We start from the raw sequence: 16606 nt of genomic DNA, 5'->3' as shown, positions 1-16606 counted from the left end.
GGCGGTGAGACGTTAAAGCATGAGGTCCGCGAGTGTGAGCGGGCGATCGGTTAATCCAAGACGCTGAGCAGGCGTGACGTGGGCGTGATCTTGCCAACACAAATTGTGCCAGGCACGGTAAATATCAAGTAACGGCAGTAACCCTCCAGGGCGTAATCGGCGTCGTGGCTCATTAACCAACAGTGCAAATTGCTGATGGAAGTGTTGTTGATATTTCTTCATCGCATCACAGCTTGCATGGGTTAACCAATAGGCTTCTCTGCCCTTATTTTGCCCATGATCGCAAATGGCTTTGCTCCCTGCACCGCTACGCGTAAACGCCCAGCGATCGCGCCACCAACTGAGTAACACAATATCAATTTTTTCTGGCTCTGAGCCGGGTTGCCAATAAGGATCTTGCTCGACGTAAACATGGCTTACCCGTTTGTCACGAATATCGGCTTCAAAAACGGATAAACAAGCCGAGCGCAATAAGGGCTCCTGCGGAGAAAACACCACAATGTGTTGCCAATGATCAATAAAAGGCTTGAGGTTTAAATAATGGGCATAGGTGGTGTACTGAGGACGAATCAGGGTACCACGATTAGGGTAAATAAAGTGCAACGGCTGGGTGTAAGGGTCTTCCACATTTGAGCGTGAAAACACCTCTCGGTATTTTGCGTCAACGCGACCCAGTAAGCCGTCAGGGCGCGGTGTTGGCTCCGAGCGCTGGCCTGCATTGGTGGTCGCCATAAAGCGGCAAGCGTCTTGATACGGGTCATGATGCTCGGTGAGATGGTCATGATCATACGAATGATAGTTGACATCTTGAAGCAAAATATAGCCGCTATGCGCCTCTCCGGTCGCTAGCCATTGTACGCCATTTTCGCTGTTAGGTTGCAGCGGTGCATGAACACTCGCGAGGTGGCCTGTTGAGGTATCAGATAAAAAGCGTGTGTCGTACGCGGCAAGTTTTTGTCGACAACGCGCAGCTATTTGATTCAGGTGATCATAAAAGGTCTTTGGATTGAGAGAAAGCCGACGACAGATCTCTCGCACGGTATGGCCCGTGAAAAGGAAGGCCAGCAACTTTTGTTGCAGCTCACTCTTTTTGTTAATCCCAGACCAACGGTCGACAAAGGTACTTTGACAGCCTTTACACCGATAACGTTGTCTATCGCCGCTGTAGCCAAAGGCATGGTAACAGTGACGGTAGGTTAAGACTGGCTTACCTAAGTGCTCACAGGCGGGGTTGGTACAGGCACATAGTCCATCTGCATGGAGTTGACGTTGGGCTATCAACTCGGCATGAACTTGCTGGTTGTTGAGCAGAGGAGGAAACGCCCCGCATTCTCGGCATACTAGCGTTGGGCGTGCCGGATTAGAGCGCTGAACCAAATAATCTTGCTCATCCATTGACCCAAAGTTAGGACAGGTCAAGGTTTTACAAAAATTCAGCTGCAATTGACCGGCAGCGGGTGGCAGTTTACCGCTTGGCACGTTTCCTCCAACCCACATTTACAGGTTGATCGCGGTCTCGAGCGAGACAGTCATCATTTCATTAAACGACTTTTGACGCTCATCTGAGCTCAGTGCTTCACCACGAATAATGTGGTCAGACACGGTCAGAATGGTGAGAGCACGCGCGTTTAGCTCTGCAGCAACACCGTAGATACCCGCTGCTTCCATATCAACGGCAAGAATGCCAAGTTTGTCCATTTTGTTGAACAGATCGGCTTCTGGGCTGTAAAAGAGATCCGCAGAGAATACGTTACCAACGCGCACAGAGACGTTTTGTTTACGCGCTTCACCAACGGCAGTTTCCATAAGATGGAAATCACAAATAGCGGCGAAGTCATGATCGGCAAAACGGGTGCGGTTTACTTTTGAGTCGGTGGAAGCGCCTTGTGCAACGATCACGTCCATCAGTTTGACATCATCTTTTACTGCGCCACAGCTGCCGACGCGAATGACGTTTTTAACACCGTAATCTTTGATCAGCTCATGGACGTAGATGGAGCACGATGGGATACCCATACCGTGACCCATTACCGATACTTTTTTGCCTTTGTAAGTGCCGGTGTAACCGAACATATTACGGACATCAGTGACCAGTTCCGCGTTTTCTAGAAAGTTTTCGGCAATGTACTGCGCGCGCAGTGGATCACCTGGCATCAGGACTGTTTCAGCAAATGCGCCGTCTGCAGCGTTAATATGTGGGGTAGCCATAGTGTGCTCCAATTATCTAAAGTTAAGAGAAAAAGCGTTCGATCACGGCTTGATAAGCCATGCCGCCAAGGTAGATACCAACGATGCCCATGATCCCAGAAATCACCGGGGGAGCAGGCAATGGTAACTTGATCGCGCTGAAGAAAAAGCCAACAATGGCGCCAGCGACGACCGCAAGTAAAATTTCGTTCATTATAACCCTCAAACAACTCGTTAGATGCAGTTCAGCTCAATCCGGTACCGAATTTGCGACAGTCTTAGCTGTCTTTAATTATCGTTTCAGTCATACCGCTCGAGATGAGTCTAGTGTATGTAACCAGCGCATATATCCGCGCGATCTTGATCACAACTATATCCATGTTAACCCGTAAACCGGCCAATGATTACTAAATATGTTGATAGTGTCGGTGCAATCGCTTGCGTTGTAACCAAATAGGTCCGATTCGATGGTTTATTCGCGGATAAAAACGGGAAATAGACACAACACTGGCTGATATCTGTCTTTATTTTGCGCAAGATCAAAACAGTTTTAGTAACTGACGCCCTTATCGTGATGGTGTGTTGATCCGGCTTTATCAATAGAGTTATGAATATGAATAATTCTCACTTCTATTCGTGACTTGGCGTTTTAACTGCGTTAGCATGCTGCCATCAATTTTTGCGAGGAAAGGGCTATGCAAGCTTTTCGTTCATTTTTCCAATTCATTCTTTTAACCGTTTCTTTGGTATTAAGTGGTCACGCTGCTGCAAAAACCATCCACCATGCCATGGGCACCGTTGAGATTGACGGTGTGCCGCAGCGTGTGGTTGTGCTTGGGCAAGGCAGCCTCGATGTGCTTGACCGCCTGGGGGTTGAACCTGTAGGTGTGGTGAAATCATTGATGCCAGATTACTTAGCAAAAACTTACCAAGATGATAAGTATGTAGCGGTAGGGACCGTTAAAGAGCCTGATTATGAGGCAATCTTTACGGCGAAACCGGATTTGATCATCGCAGAGGCGCGTATGGCGTCGCTGATGAGTGAATTAGAAGAAATTGCGCCAACCATTATGTTCCAAGCCGATTATGACCATTATTGGCAGAGTGTTCAGCAAAACTGGCGCATGCTGGGTAATGTCTTCGACAAACAAGAAAAAGTGGAAGCCATTATCGACCAGGTAAATACCAAAATTGCACAAACACATGAAAAAGCGGTGGCAGATAACTTCAACGCGCTTATGGTGATGAGCAACGGCAGTAAAGTGGCGATGTTTGGTGAGAAAAGCCGCTTTGGTCTGGTTTTTGACGAGCTGGGACTAAAACCTGCGAAAAGTGATGACGTAGAAGTGGCTGGCTCTCACGGCAACCTGATTTCTTTTGAATACATTGCCGATGCCAATCCAGATGTGTTGCTGGTGCTTGATCGTGAGCAAGCGATTGGTGAGGGACAGGGAAAAGCCAAAGCGCGTTTCGATAACCCATTGGTAAATAAGACACCGGCGCACCAAAATCAACGTATCAGCTACTTAGATCCAACCGCTTGGTATATCACCATGGCTGGGATGACGGCGATGGATAAAATGATCGACGATGTCAATCGCGTACTTTAATCGTTTTTGATGACGCATCGCTTTCTTTATAGATCGCTTTTTTACAGATAAAAGTTGACCCGGGCTTCTCCCGGGTCTTTGTGGTTTCAGACCCAACGGTAGTCGTGTTGTGAAGTATCTTTCTATTCCTATCCTTATGGTGCTGGCGCTATTGTCGATATCTATCGGTGTCGCCCACGTTTCTTTGGATAGTTTGTGGGCCGGTGATTCAGAAGCCTGGACCATTTTTACCACCAGTCGTATTCCGCGCCTGCTGGCTATTTGTCTTGCCGGGGCTGGGCTGAGTGTGGCCGGCCTGATTATGCAGCAGATTTGTCAAAACCGCTTTGCCTCCCCAGATACCACGGGCACTATTGATTGTGCGCTGCTTGGCTATGTGGTTACGCTCGTGGTTTTTAGTGGTGCAAACCAATGGCTTGACCTGACCGTGATTGTCGGTACGGCGATGGCAGGTACTTGGCTATTTGTCCGTTTCTTACAGCGCCTCAAATTTAAAAATACCGTGCTTGTTCCTTTGATCGGGATTATGTACGGCAACGTGGTTTCGTCTCTTACTCAGTTCCTGGCTTACAAATACGATTTGATTCAAACCTTACAAGCGTGGACGGTGGCCAATTTTTCATCGGTGTTGGCGGGGAATTATGAAATCTTGTTTGTTGCCATGCCTGTATGTGCCGTGGCCTATGCCTATGCGAGCCAATTTAGCGCCGCCAGTATTGGAGAAAGCTTCGCCAAGAATATTGGTTTGGATTATCAAAAAGTGGTGCTGTTTGGTGTCATGGTGGTTGCCTTGTTGTCGTCGGCCGTGGTGATGATCGTCGGTGTGATCCCTTTTCTTGGCCTGATTGTGCCGAATGTTGTCTCATTGTTCATGGGCGATAACATTAAGCGTAATTTGCCTTGGACCGCCTTTTGGGGGGTGGTACTGGTCTTAAGTTGCGATATTTTAGGCCGCGTAATTATCTTCCCTTATGAAGTCCCTATTGCCATGATCATTTCGATTTTGGGTGGTGTGGTCTTTATCTACTTAGTGATGAGGGATAAAGCCAATGCGTGATGGACTCAAACTTTCTCTTGTTGCGGTGGGCGTTTTACTGGTCGCCGGTTATTTCTTAGGGCATGGCCTTACCGCGGATAATTATGCTTACTTTCTTTCTAGGCGTACGCCGAAGGTGCTTTCGATTGCGCTGGCAGCGATCGCAATATCGGCCTCTTCATTAGTGTTTCAAACCATCACCAATAATCGAATATTGACGCCCTCAATTCTTGGTTTTGATAGTTTGTACGTCTTATTGCAAACCCTGTTACTGGTGATCTTTGGTTCAACCAGTCTGTTTTTGGTGAATGCCTATTTAAACTTTGCGGTGAGTGTGGCATTGATGACGGTGACGGCGAGCGTGCTATTTACGCTGTATTTTCGTCGGCATCGCGCTAACGTCTATACCTTGCTGTTAATTGGTATCGTACTCGGGAGTGTGTTTGGCAGTGTTAGCCAGTTTTTCACCTTATTAGTTGACCCCAGTGAATTTGCGGTACTTCAAGATGCCATGTTTGCCAGTTTCAACAATGCGAATCGCGATCTGGTGTATATCAGTGTGCCGGTGTTAGGGCTGTGTTTGTTGGCGCTTTACCGCTATGCCAATCAGCTGGATGTTTGCTTACTTGGTGAAGATAATGCCACCAGTTTAGGCGTCGATATGCGCGGACTGACACTGAAGGTGATGGTGATCATCGCCATCATGATTGCGGTATCGACGGCTTTGGTCGGGCCTGTATTGTTCTTTGGTTTGATTGTGGTCAGCCTTGCTCGGCAAATGTTTGTGAGCTATCAGCATCGTTTTTTGATTCTTGCGACCAGTGTATTGGCAGTTTTTTTGTTGTTAACCGGTCAGTATGTTGTTGAGCAGTGGTTCGGGTTTGAAACCACTGTCAGTGTGATTATTAACTTTGTTGGTGGAAGCTATTTCTTGTACCTGCTAACGAAAAACAAGTTTTAACCATTATGATTGAATTAATTGGATTGTCGAAAGCCTACGGGCAAACCCAGGTGGTAAATCAGGCCAGTGCGTTGTTCCCACCGGGTAAAGTGACCGCGATAATTGGTCCAAATGGTGCGGGGAAAAGTACGCTGCTCTCTATGGCGAGTCGACTCACTGACAGTGATGCAGGTGAAGTCTTGATTGGCGATAAACCGCTCAGTGAATGGAGCAATGAGGCATTAGCAAAAAGGCTGGCGGTGTTGCGGCAGGCGAATAATGTCAATATGCGCTTTCGTGTTCGTGAGCTCGTGGCATTTGGTCGTTTTCCCCACTCTAAAGGGCGACTGACTGCAGATGATGATACGGTGATTGATGAAGCGTTAGCTCAATTAGGATTAACGGAGTTACAAGACCGCTTTATTGATCAATTAAGTGGGGGCCAACGGCAGATGGCATTCATCGCGATGGTGGTGGCACAAAACACCGATTATATCTTTCTTGATGAACCGCTTAATAATCTCGATATTCGTCACTCGGTGGCGATCATGAAGACGGTCAGAGACCTGGCACATCGATATAACAAGGCCGTGGTGGTCGTGATGCACGATATTAACTTTAGCGCTTGTTATGCGGACAATATGGTCGCGATGAAAGATGGTGAAGTGGTATCGAGCGGTCCCGTTGATGAGGTGGTGACCAAGCCAGTGATGGAGCGTATTTACGAGATTGAGTTTGAGGTTGAACAAATCAATGGTCAGCGTATTTGCCTCTATTATGGCGCGGCAACACCGGCGTTAGCTTTGGCACAGTAAACTGTATCCAGCCGCAAGAGCGGCTGGATACATCGTCACTAGTGTGATTTAGCGGTACTCGAGGTCTTGTTGCTGGTGGTCGGCGCTCGCGTCAGCCACCAGCTTGCCAATGAGCCGAGTGTCACCATCGCCACGCCTTGCCAGAAGGAGAGCGTCAGCTCGGTCGACAAGAGAATCGCTGATAAAAACGTTGATAGGATCGGGATAAAATAAGATAAGGTTGCTAAGAACACCAAATTGCCCTTAAGAATACCAAGGTTCCACAGCCCGTAACCTCCTCCCATTGCCGCACCGGCCACGAGCACATAAACTGCCTCCGACCAAGAACCGGAAAGCGCAGGCGCATCAGAGAGTGCAAAACCGACCCAGAGTGTGATGGCCGTTGCTATAAAGAACCACGTGATGCCGTTTTTTCCCTGCGCACTCATGCGGGTCAGATTACAATATATGGCCCAAATGATGGCGCCACTGAAAGCCAGGATATAGCTCAATGGGTTTGAGTGAATATTGGCGACTAAATGATGCCAAGAAACCCCCTGTTTGCCGCCTACTGTCCAGATAACGCCTAAAAACGCGATCATTAAGGCAGGATAAAGCCAAAGGCTGACTTTTTGGCGAGTAATAAGCACGGAAAAGAAGACGGTTAAGCACGGCCACAAATAGTTAATGACGCCCATTTCGATCGCTTGTGTGCGCGTATTAGCCCATGCTAGGGATAACGACAAGCATAATTCGTAGACCACGAATAACACGCCGCCGACAATCAAGTAGCGACGTGGAAAATCGCTGAGTTTGGGCGTACCGACAAAAACCACTAAGCAGAGCGCCGCGATAGTATAAATGGCGGCAGCGCCACCTACAGGGCCAAGTAATTCGGTCACGTGGCGGATCAATGCGACATTGCTGCTCCACAGTAGGATTGCACCACACCCTGCAAGCGTGTATTGATTCATAACAGGCAGTCCAAGCAAAAAAGCTTAAATTGCCTATCTTTTCGGCGTCTCGCAACCCTATTCAGCACCTTTTTGTTTGTTCGATACTTTGTTGGCAAGCAAGGTATCAAGTGGCGTGGGATAGTCGATTAAAAACCCTTGCACATAATGAATGCCGATCTCTTGTACGCGCGCGAGTTTTTCTTCATCAGACACCCACTCCGCGACAGTTTTATACCCCATGGTGTCACAGATACTGACGATAGATTCGAGGATCACTCGGTCAATGTCGTTTTCGTTATCGGTGAGGTTGGCAACGAACTGGCCATCCACTTTCACGACATCAACGTTAAAGAGTTTCAAGTAATGGAAAGAACATAGGCCGGCGCCAAAATCATCTAGTGCGATGTGAGCCCCATAGGCGCGTAACTCATCGATAAATGAAACGGCGGTATTTAAGTGGCTAATTAAGGCTGACTCTGTGATCTCGAAGCACAAGCGCTCAGCGGGAAAGACGGATGAGGCTAACAGGGCTTTCAAATGTGTTTGGAACTTGGGATCGCTGATTGAGTGCGCGGAGAGGTTGAGATTAAATTTAAGGCCAGAGTCGGCCAATTCTTGGGCGCGAGTATTGAGCACATAGTTGGCCACCCACGCATCAATGTCACGAATGTAACCAAAGGTCTCTGCGGCGGGGATAAATTGCCCCGGATTCATGATATTGCCATCCGTGTCAATCATCCGCACTAATAGTTCATACCAGTGTTCAATGGTTGGTCCTTTCGCGGGAGCGACTTGTTGACCATACAGGGTAAATCGATCCTCAGCCAATGCGCGGGTAATTTTTCCGACCATTTGCATATCGTTGTGGCGGCCTTGGGCGAAGCCTGATATATCGTTATAGTCGACGATTTGTCCACGGCCCGCTGACTTCGCTTCATACATGGCAACGTCAGCGCGGCTCATTAAGTCGGACAGAGTTAAGGCGTCATCACCGATATTGACTAAGCCGACGCTGGCACTGATGGCGAAAATCCGCTCTTCATAAGAAAAAGATAGATTCTCGAGCCGACTGATTAAATCGGCAATTGTCTGTTTGGCATCCCGCATATTGCAGTGTGTGAGGAGGACTGCAAATTCGTCGCCGCCGAGTCGTGCAACGGTGTCATCACTGCGAATGTTATCAGCCAATGCTTGAGACACTTGGCAGAGAACATCGTCGCCCGCATGGTGGCCGACAGAATCGTTGATGATTTTGAACAGGTCGAGATCGACAAAGGCAAGTACCGACGGGGTATCGTCATGGTGTTGTGTAAGGTGCCTTTCCATGATGGTTTCAAAGGCCCGGCGGTTCGGTAAATGTGTCAGTGGATCGTGGTTAGCGTTGTAGTCGAGTTGCGCCATTAACGCATGTTCTTCAGACACATCACGTAAAATATACACATAGCCTTGATGACTGGTTAACGGCGATACTGCCACGGAGACATAGACGCGCTCCTCATTGGCTAACACAAGCTGGTAGGCATCTTTTATCTGTGTTTCAAAAAAGGTCGCGGTTTGATTGTTATGTAAACTCGAAAGCAACACGCGCTGTTGTTGACGATACAGTTGGAAAATGTCGTCGATGGTTTGTCCAAGGGGTCGAGCCTCACCATTGAGAGTCAGTCGCTGCGCCGTATGGTTGAGATAGGCCAAATGACCCTGGTCGTCGGTGGTGATTACGGCATCGTTGATGGAATTCATCACTACGTTTAATTGTTCGCGCTCTTGGGCAAGGGTTTGGTTGAGTTCATTGATTTCAGTATTGTCCCAGTTGGCGCCAATCAATCGTATGGTATTGCCGCTATCATCGATTTGTACACTGGCAAGGGCACGCAGGTAACGCGCTCGACCGTGAGTATCGAGAATCCGGAATTGGGTATCGATACGTTGTTGATATTTGAGGGCTTTGCCGAGTATACGCTTGACCCTATCGGCATCATCTGGATGGAGGCGATGTTGCCAAGTGGCCAATGTTTCTTTACCGTCAGAGACGGGTATATCGTAGAGCGCATACATCTGCGCATCCCATTCGAGCGTGTCGTCTGCGACGTTGTACTCCCAAATACCAATGTTAGCCGCTTTGGTCGCGGCTTCAAGGCGGCGGCGTAAGGTATCGGTTTGTTGGTTGGCTAGGTGCTGTTCGGTGACATCGATTACCGTACTTAGCACGGTTTCTGTCTCTTCACCGGTTTGTCGCGCCGACGCTTGCCGTAGATATCGGTAATCTCCCTGATCATTTTGAAAGCGAAATACTTCGATCATACGATCAGTACGCCCTTCAACCAGCAGGCGCATGGCTTGCTCCCAGCCGTGTAAATCGTCTGGATGGATTCGGGCGGTCCAGGCTTGGTAGGTTTGGATGCTTTTTGCACTGATCCCCAATAGTGGCGCCGACCAACCTGAAAACAAAATAACGCCAGTATGAACATTCAGTTCAAATACGGCGAGTTTGTTGATATCTAAAGCAAAACGCCAACGTTCTAGCCAGCGTTTTTGCTCTCTCTGTGCCGCTTTCAGTGCATTAATGTCTTCGACTTGACTGATGAGATGCGTCACATGGCCGGCATGTTTGTCACGGACCGCAGTGACAGAGAGCCTTCCCCATACTTGCTCCCCATCCGCGCGCAGGAAGCGCTTCTCCAGCCGTTTATTATCGGTATGACCCATGATCAGTTCATTAAAATAGTCTTTTAATGCCGCTTGATCTTGCTCGCGGGTAAAAATAGAAACATGGGAGCCAAGCAATACACGCGGTTCACAGGCAAAAAACTGCGCAAGGCTCGCGTTAGCGTCTTGAACGATGCCGCGAGGGTCGAGTATGGCCATACCAATAAGGGAGTTATGCATCGCTTGGGTTAATAACGCATGTTGCTCCAGATGATGCTTTTGATGACGTCGATAGCTATATGCGAATTGTGTCATTATCACCCCGACCATCATGGCGGCACCAGCCATCGCCATGCGAGACAGTGAGGCTTTTTGATCCGCTTCTACTTGAAATGTCAGTGCACCGAGGGCGGATAAAATGTCAAAGCTTAGTAATGTTAACGCGATACAGCCTAAACCAATCAGACGACTTTGCAGTGTTGCCGCCAACAAAAACAGCGCTGTGAGCGCCAAAAACGGGTGAGGTGAAAGATATAACAACAGGCTGATTGTACTGATCGCGGCCAAGCACAGGGCTATCAAGGCGATCCAAAACGTGCTCGATTTCGCAAGTCGATCATTAGGTCGTTCGCTGAGGTTCTCTTTGACGACTAACAAGAGAGGAAATAGGGCGACAAAACCGACAAATTCGCTAATAAACCACCGAAGTACTAAGTAATCGAACGGTTGATGGGTTCCTATTGACTGAACACTGGCACCGAGTGTCGCACCAAATAGAGGGCTGATGATAAGTGTGGGCGCTAAACCTCGAATAAAGGGCCACATACTCTCGAACGGGTTACCGTAACGTTTGTACGTTAATCGGTAAATGGTGCAACCTAATCCGGCGGTTGCAGTGTTGACAGCCGCCATGCTGGCACTGAGTGAAGCGGGAATCCCCATCATGGTATCGGCATAAAAGACGCCGGTGAAAAAGCCTGCGGCTGCGACAAGCCTCACGTAGCCTGAAAAGCAGCTAAACCCGAATGCGCCGGCAGCCGATACGTACCAAATCACGGCGAATTGTTCGCTTTCTGGCAGCACCGCTAATGAGAACCATACCAGCGAAAAGCTCATCGTGACTAAAATAAAAAAGGCCTGAATCGATTGGCGAATTCGTCGATGGGGGATCATGGTTCTCTCATTAATAACAATAATCTAGGGAGAGCTTAGCGCATTTTGCGTGGGATTTAATCACGTTTGTGGTAATTATCATACAAAGACACTCTCGATGTTTATGAGTCGCATTTATTTTTGTATCGCAACTGCGTCGCAACAGTTAATCCCCAAGATGTTAGACATACGGCTTTAGTCTAAATTTGATCGTGTTCACCGCGATGACCCAAAAAATATGGCATCTGTAATGGACCAAGGCTGAAAGTCTCTCGGTATTAGCAGGTGTCTGTAACCGTTAGGTTTTTAGCGTACTGAGTGTGCTAATCCGTTCCAAAGATAAGGATTATAGGTGGAAAATGACAAGGATCGTAGTGGATAACAAAATGGGATTTTGGGTCGCATTTGGCGTCGTTTGTGCGCTGTCTATATTTGGAGGATGGGTTGTAGTATCGGCGCAATTTACATGGGTTGTGTTGATATTGGCCTGTCAAGCTGTGGGCATAGGTCTTGCCGTAAAGCTCTATCTGTTCCCGCGACACGAGCAAGAATCTGCAGTTGAAAACGCTACACTAGACATTCCTACTGAAACCGTTGGACGATTAGCAACGCGTGCCACAATGAACGCGATGACGGCCGCAGAAGTCTCGCATCGCTCTGACATTTTAACGGCTCGTTTGACAGAGCAGTTTTCTGCGGTGGTAGAGATTACCGATAAAGCGCAACATATTGAGCAAACTCTTTCGCGTGCTTGCCAAGTCGAGACTGAATCGGTTGAGCAAGTGACTCGTATGCGGGATCTTAGTCAGCAGGGTGTAAATGAACTGACCGCATCCATTGCTGAGATGCGAGATATTAACCAAAAAACCGCCGAAACGGTTGCGCGAATTGAAGCTCTGGACGCCAACGTCAATAAAGTCAGTGCCGTCGCACAAGTTATTGATGATATCGCCGAACAAACAAACTTGCTGGCATTAAATGCCGCAATAGAAGCCGCTCGAGCTGGTGAGCAGGGGCGTGGTTTTGCGGTGGTGGCTGATGAAGTACGACAGCTTGCGCAGCGGACTTCACAGAGCACAAGTGAAGTCGCGACAATCATAAAACACATTATGGCAGAGTCGAGTAATGTGATGGCACATATTCAAGCCTTGTCATCCGATGTCGAGTCAGGCACTGAAAATGTTGAGCGTGTCGGGCACATTTTAACCGAGCTTTCTTCGGGAGCCGATCAGGTTGAAGAAGCGGTAAAAGAGATAGCCCATGGGTCATCACAGAATAGCGCCAGTTTAGAGCAAATTGCATCCGCGCTGGTACAGGTCCGATCTGGACTTGAAATCAGTGATGAGCAAGTCACGGTCTTGAGTAAAGAAGCCGAGGGATTAATGGATACCGCAGAAAAAACCAATGCGGTTTTTGCTGAGCTCTCCGATGCTAGCCCTCATCAGCGTTTTTTCAAAGCGGCGAGTGTATGTCGAGATCGGATTGAAGCGGCTTTTGAACAGGCCCTTGCGAAGGGCGAGATTAGTCCTTCCGATTTGTTTGACCGCCACTATCAACCCATTGCCAATACGCATCCACAAAAATACACCACCCGTTTCGATACGTTTTGTGATCGATTATTACCGCCGATTCAAGAGCCTATTTTGGACATCGATGACAATATTGTTTACGTGATAGCCAATGACACGAACGGTTATGTTCCTACGCATAATCAACGTTTTTGTCAGCCATTAACCGGTGATTATGCGCAAGATATCACCGGTAACCGGACTAAACGCTTATTTGATGACCGTACAGGTAGGCGTTGTGGGCAACATACTGATACCATGCTGCTGCAAACCTATAAGCGCGATACCGGTGAAGTCATGCATGACCTTTCTGTCCCGCTCTTTGTTGCAGGTAAACATTGGGGCGCAGTGAGAATGGGATACTACCCACCGGTATCAGCAGAATGAGCGAAAAGGAGTAGCAATGAATCCAGTTGCGATTGTAACCGGGGCAAGTGGCGGCATTGGCCGCGAGACGGCGAAGTTATTGGCACAGCGTGGTTATGCCATTTGCATCAACTATTTGAGCAACAGTGAATCTGCTTTTGCGCTTGTTGATGAACTTCAAGCGATTGGAGTAAACGCGATCGCCGTTCAGGCCGATGTGTCGAGTGAAGAAGGTGTCAAGCGGTTGTTCAGTGAAGCGGATAACCGCTTAGGGAATATCACCGCATTGGTGAATAATGCCGGTATCATGTTGCCGCAATCGTCTGTCAGCGGTATGGATGCGGAGCGGATCAACGCGATGTTTCAAGCCAATGTTACCAGTGCCTTTTTGTGCTGCCGAGAGGCGGTGCATCGCATGGCGCAATCTCGTGGTGGTAACGGCGGCGCTATCGTTAATGTTTCCTCCGCCGCGGTTAAAACCGGATCACCCAATGAATACGTTGATTATGCCGCGACCAAAGCCGCATTAGACACACTGACTATGGGGCTAGCGAAAGAAGTGGGCCGTGAAGGGATTCGTGTCAACGCAGTGCGCCCAGGTCCAATTGATACCAATATGCATGCGGCAGGAGGAGAACCTGATCGTGTCGCGCGTGTGGCTGATAATATCCCGCTTGGTCGTGGGGGGTCGACGCTGGAAGTAGCAGAAATGATTGCTTGGCTGCTGTCAGATAATGCATCTTATTCGACGGGTAGTTTATTTGATGTTGCTGGTGGCATGTAGTCTGCCGTATTTCGATGATATCACCGCGCGTTATGTCGCGCGGTGGTAATCTATATCGTAACGACCGTTGTTTGGCACCCTGCTATGAGCGGTTAAAAGCCGATACTGGTACCGACACTCACGGAGCTCGTTTCGGCATCGCCGCGATCGGCATAGGTGAGCTCAAAGTTCATTTTAGGACCGACAGTCGGTTGTAACTCAAAGCCAACCGTTCCGCTGGCGCCCCAACCGATGTCTTTATCCGTCCCAAATTCGGTTTGATAGTAGTTTCCCCCACCACGCAGGTAGACACTGCCGATCGTCATAGGGAAGTTAACTTGTACGCCAACGGGAATATAGGTGGACGTCAACGTTGTTTCTGTACCATTGGCGTTATCAAAGTCGGCACTGGTTTCACCATACCCTGAATACAGGCTGGTATAATCGGTCAGCCGCCACGTGCCATTCACTTCCCAGGTGTGACCTGTCTCTGTTTGAGATCCGTATTTAACATCGGTAACACTGGCGCTAGCGCCGATACTGAGTGGCGATGTTTGGGCCTGTGCTGCTGTGGCGAGTAACATGCCCGCACAAAGCGTAGCAAGCGATAAGCGTTTGGTCATAATAACAATCCTTTTGGCCGAGATTCGCCTGACGTGTTTTCTCATTATAAAACGGTAACGGCGAGTAGACACCAAGCTTGAGTAATATTTGCGCTGTAGCGCTAGGTCATATTAAAGAATCTGCGCAATCGATTTTAACTCCCCGCCAGCAGTGCTATTGTATTGCCCCTTGTGTACCAGCATGACGCCATGCGTGTTTGTTTCTCAAAGGGCTTTAAACATGAAATTTGCAGTTCTCGATCAAGCGATTTACGACCACCTTTACCGTGATATTGAAGCCTTTCGAATCACGTTTGATTTGCCTTGTAACGATCCAACCTCATTAGATGACAAAGCAGATGATCTTCATACGGCATTGGCGGTTGAGGAGATGACCGAACTGGCTGAGGCTGACTCACTGGTTGAACAAGTTGATGCTATCGTCGACAGTGTTTATGTCCTCATGGGACGCGCCGTACAGATGGGGTCGCGCGGGTATCGTGATCAACTTGAAGTCAGTTATATGATTGATATTTTATTGCAAATTGCTAATCGACTCGGGATCGATTTCATAACCTGTTGGGATGAAGTGCATAGCAGTAATATGAGTAAAGTTTGCCGCGATGCGCAGGCGTTCGCGGATACCCAAGCCTACTATGAGAAAAAAGGCATTGAGGTTGTGGCAAGCCCGAAAGATGACGGGATTATTGCCAAATGCGCAACAGATGTGACGGTTGACGGTAAATTGATTCGTCAAGGCAAGGTCATGAAGTCCGTGTACTATCGCCCGGCTGATCTTGCAAAATGTGTAATGGCCGAATTGGCTTAAATTCACGCGATATACGCTAGCGTAACGCCGCTTTTTCTATAAAAAGCGGCGTTTTTTCGTCATGGGCTCAGAGCTCATTTATCACACGCCTACGTAAATTGAGTAAAAGCTCTCCATTGAGCCTATTGTGCAGGCTTGTCATTAAAGTTTTGCAAAAGTGTCTTGTTTTCTTACAAAGATTGCTTCTCATTTCATTTATAATTTTGCCTTTAGTCCTGATTTGGGTCTAAGTTAAAAGCTTGTGAGTCCTCTAAAGTAGGCAGCACATTTTTTAGTGTAACTGCTCTATGTGTTGAACGCCTCACGTGGAGCGGCTCACGCTTTCGTTATAAATCTAGGGAGAACATCGTGGAACATCCTTTCTCACTTGAAGGTAAAGTCGGCATTGTGGCGGGCCTGGCGAATGAAAATAGCATTGCCTTTGGCTGCGCCCAAGCGTTACACCAAGCAGGCGCAGACGTACTGGTGACGTATGGGTCACCTAAGGCAGAGCGCTTTGTCACCCCCCTGAAGCCGTCAATGGGGGATCCTGAAATGATGTTGTGTGATGTGCAAGATGACCACCAATTGGATGCGCTATTTGCGCGTGCCAAAGAAAAATGGGGGCGGATTGATTTTGTTGTTCACTCGATCGCGTTTGCGCCGTTAGATGATTTACACGGTCGGGTGGTGGATTGCTCTCGAGAAGGCTTTTCGCTCGCGATGGATATTTCCTGCCACTCGTTCATTCGCATGGCTAAGCGGGCAGAGCCTCTGATGTCAGCTGGGGGCTCATTATTTAACATGTCGTACTATGGCGCAGAAAAAGCCGTGGATAATTACAACTTGATGGGACCGGTTAAAGCCGCGCTCGAATCGACCACGCGCTATCTCGCCGCTGAACTTGGGCCGCAAGGTATCCGTGTTCATGCCATTTCTCCAGGCCCAATTCGTACGCGTGCCGCCTCTGGATTAAAAGAATTTGAAGCGTTGGCGGTAGACGGTGAAACGCGATCGCCGTTACGTCGACTGGCAACGGTACAGGATGTGGGGAATGCGGTTGTTTATCTTACCGCTGATGCAGGGCGTGTACTGACAGGGCTAACGCACTACGTCGACGCCGGTCATCATCTTCGTTTTTAAATCAGCGTATTTTTCGACGTTATAGACGATTAAGG

At 48.4% G+C, this 16606-nt stretch carries 14 protein-coding genes; 8 read left to right on the top strand and 6 right to left on the bottom strand.

The window, feature by feature from the left end:
- Positions 1–12 precede the first annotated feature (12 nt).
- Genes BZG75_RS03065 through BZG75_RS03055 form a run of 3 tightly spaced genes read right to left on the bottom strand, consistent with a single transcriptional unit; the run spans position 13 to position 2401 of the window.
- Complete coding sequence (locus tag BZG75_RS03065; RefSeq protein WP_028569712.1) at positions 13–1479, bottom strand: lactate dehydrogenase; 1467 nt, start codon at positions 1477–1479, stop codon at positions 13–15.
- 18 nt (positions 1480–1497) lie between these two features.
- On the bottom strand, positions 1498–2208 hold the full coding sequence (deoD, locus tag BZG75_RS03060; protein ID WP_077460852.1) for a purine-nucleoside phosphorylase: 711 nt from the start codon (positions 2206–2208) through the stop codon (positions 1498–1500).
- Between the two features lie 22 nt (positions 2209–2230).
- Positions 2231–2401 carry a XapX domain-containing protein gene (locus BZG75_RS03055; RefSeq protein WP_021023774.1) on the bottom strand — a complete coding sequence of 57 codons (171 nt, stop codon included), beginning with the start codon at positions 2399–2401 and terminating at the stop codon, positions 2231–2233.
- A 481-nt stretch (positions 2402–2882) separates the two neighbouring features.
- Here BZG75_RS03055 and BZG75_RS03050 point away from each other — a divergent pair, with 481 nt between their 5' ends.
- From BZG75_RS03050 to BZG75_RS03035, 4 genes are all read left to right on the top strand, one after another.
- The gene (locus tag BZG75_RS03050) at positions 2883–3797 is read left to right on the top strand and encodes a siderophore ABC transporter substrate-binding protein (RefSeq protein WP_021023773.1); all 915 of its coding nucleotides are present in this window, start codon (positions 2883–2885) and stop codon (positions 3795–3797) included.
- Positions 3798–3933: 136 nt separating this feature from the next.
- Positions 3934–4854, top strand: coding sequence for an ABC transporter permease (locus BZG75_RS03045; RefSeq protein ID WP_025744503.1), 921 nt, complete (start codon positions 3934–3936; stop codon positions 4852–4854).
- Entirely contained in the window at positions 4847–5794 is a 948-nt protein-coding gene (locus tag BZG75_RS03040) for an iron chelate uptake ABC transporter family permease subunit (protein WP_021023771.1), read from the top strand. Before BZG75_RS03045 ends, BZG75_RS03040 begins: the two co-directional genes overlap by 8 nt.
- 5 nt (positions 5795–5799) lie before the next feature.
- Complete coding sequence (locus BZG75_RS03035; RefSeq protein ID WP_077460853.1) at positions 5800–6588, top strand: iron ABC transporter ATP-binding protein; 789 nt, start codon at positions 5800–5802, stop codon at positions 6586–6588.
- A gap of 38 nt (positions 6589–6626) precedes the next feature.
- Here the strand turns inward: BZG75_RS03035 and yddG are convergent, their stop codons facing one another.
- Together yddG and BZG75_RS03025 are read right to left on the bottom strand one after the other, a co-directional pair.
- On the bottom strand, positions 6627–7541 hold the full coding sequence (gene yddG / locus BZG75_RS03030) for an aromatic amino acid DMT transporter YddG (protein WP_077460854.1): 915 nt from the start codon (positions 7539–7541) through the stop codon (positions 6627–6629).
- Positions 7542–7598: 57 nt separating this feature from the next.
- Positions 7599–11342 carry an EAL domain-containing protein gene (locus BZG75_RS03025; protein WP_077460855.1) on the bottom strand — a complete coding sequence of 1248 codons (3744 nt, stop codon included), beginning with the start codon at positions 11340–11342 and terminating at the stop codon, positions 7599–7601.
- Positions 11343–11680: 338 nt separating this feature from the next.
- On the opposite strand from BZG75_RS03025, the gene BZG75_RS03020 reads away from it, so the two are divergent.
- Together BZG75_RS03020 and BZG75_RS03015 are read left to right on the top strand one after the other, a co-directional pair.
- Positions 11681–13276 carry a methyl-accepting chemotaxis protein gene (locus BZG75_RS03020; protein ID WP_077460856.1) on the top strand — a complete coding sequence of 532 codons (1596 nt, stop codon included), beginning with the start codon at positions 11681–11683 and terminating at the stop codon, positions 13274–13276.
- Between the two features lie 16 nt (positions 13277–13292).
- Positions 13293–14039 (top strand): SDR family oxidoreductase, encoded by a 747-nt coding sequence (locus BZG75_RS03015; RefSeq protein WP_021023766.1) that lies wholly within the window; start codon positions 13293–13295, stop codon positions 14037–14039.
- Between the two features lie 92 nt (positions 14040–14131).
- Here the strand turns inward: BZG75_RS03015 and BZG75_RS03010 are convergent, their stop codons facing one another.
- Positions 14132–14641 (bottom strand): outer membrane beta-barrel protein, encoded by a 510-nt coding sequence (locus tag BZG75_RS03010; RefSeq protein WP_021023765.1) that lies wholly within the window; start codon positions 14639–14641, stop codon positions 14132–14134.
- Between the two features lie 220 nt (positions 14642–14861).
- Between BZG75_RS03010 and BZG75_RS03005 the strand changes: the two genes are divergently transcribed.
- Positions 14862–15449 carry a nucleoside triphosphate pyrophosphohydrolase family protein gene (locus BZG75_RS03005; RefSeq protein WP_077460857.1) on the top strand — a complete coding sequence of 196 codons (588 nt, stop codon included), beginning with the start codon at positions 14862–14864 and terminating at the stop codon, positions 15447–15449.
- Positions 15450–15797: 348 nt separating this feature from the next.
- Entirely contained in the window at positions 15798–16571 is a 774-nt protein-coding gene (gene fabI, locus BZG75_RS03000; protein WP_077460858.1) for an enoyl-ACP reductase FabI, read from the top strand.
- Positions 16572–16606: the final 35 nt, after the last annotated feature.

Source organism: Salinivibrio sp. AR640 (genome assembly GCF_001995405.1).
Lineage (GTDB): Bacteria > Pseudomonadota > Gammaproteobacteria > Enterobacterales > Vibrionaceae > Salinivibrio > Salinivibrio costicola.
This window is presented reverse-complemented; position numbering and strand designations above follow the sequence as displayed.

Coding starts and splice junctions, on each gene's coding strand:
- BZG75_RS03015 (WP_021023766.1), top strand. CDS start 13,293: ATGAATCCAGTTGCGATTGTAACCGGGGCAAGTGGCGGCATTGGCCGC.
- BZG75_RS03040 (WP_021023771.1), top strand. CDS start 4,847: ATGCGTGATGGACTCAAACTTTCTCTTGTTGCGGTGGGCGTTTTACTG.
- BZG75_RS03050 (WP_021023773.1), top strand. CDS start 2,883: ATGCAAGCTTTTCGTTCATTTTTCCAATTCATTCTTTTAACCGTTTCT.
- BZG75_RS03025 (WP_077460855.1), bottom strand. CDS start 11,342: ATGATCCCCCATCGACGAATTCGCCAATCGATTCAGGCCTTTTTTATT.
- deoD (WP_077460852.1), bottom strand. CDS start 2,208: ATGGCTACCCCACATATTAACGCTGCAGACGGCGCATTTGCTGAAACA.
- BZG75_RS03045 (WP_025744503.1), top strand. CDS start 3,934: ATGGTGCTGGCGCTATTGTCGATATCTATCGGTGTCGCCCACGTTTCT.
- BZG75_RS03010 (WP_021023765.1), bottom strand. CDS start 14,641: ATGACCAAACGCTTATCGCTTGCTACGCTTTGTGCGGGCATGTTACTC.
- BZG75_RS03020 (WP_077460856.1), top strand. CDS start 11,681: ATGACAAGGATCGTAGTGGATAACAAAATGGGATTTTGGGTCGCATTT.
- BZG75_RS03005 (WP_077460857.1), top strand. CDS start 14,862: ATGAAATTTGCAGTTCTCGATCAAGCGATTTACGACCACCTTTACCGT.
- yddG (WP_077460854.1), bottom strand. CDS start 7,541: ATGAATCAATACACGCTTGCAGGGTGTGGTGCAATCCTACTGTGGAGC.
- BZG75_RS03035 (WP_077460853.1), top strand. CDS start 5,800: ATGATTGAATTAATTGGATTGTCGAAAGCCTACGGGCAAACCCAGGTG.
- BZG75_RS03055 (WP_021023774.1), bottom strand. CDS start 2,401: ATGAACGAAATTTTACTTGCGGTCGTCGCTGGCGCCATTGTTGGCTTT.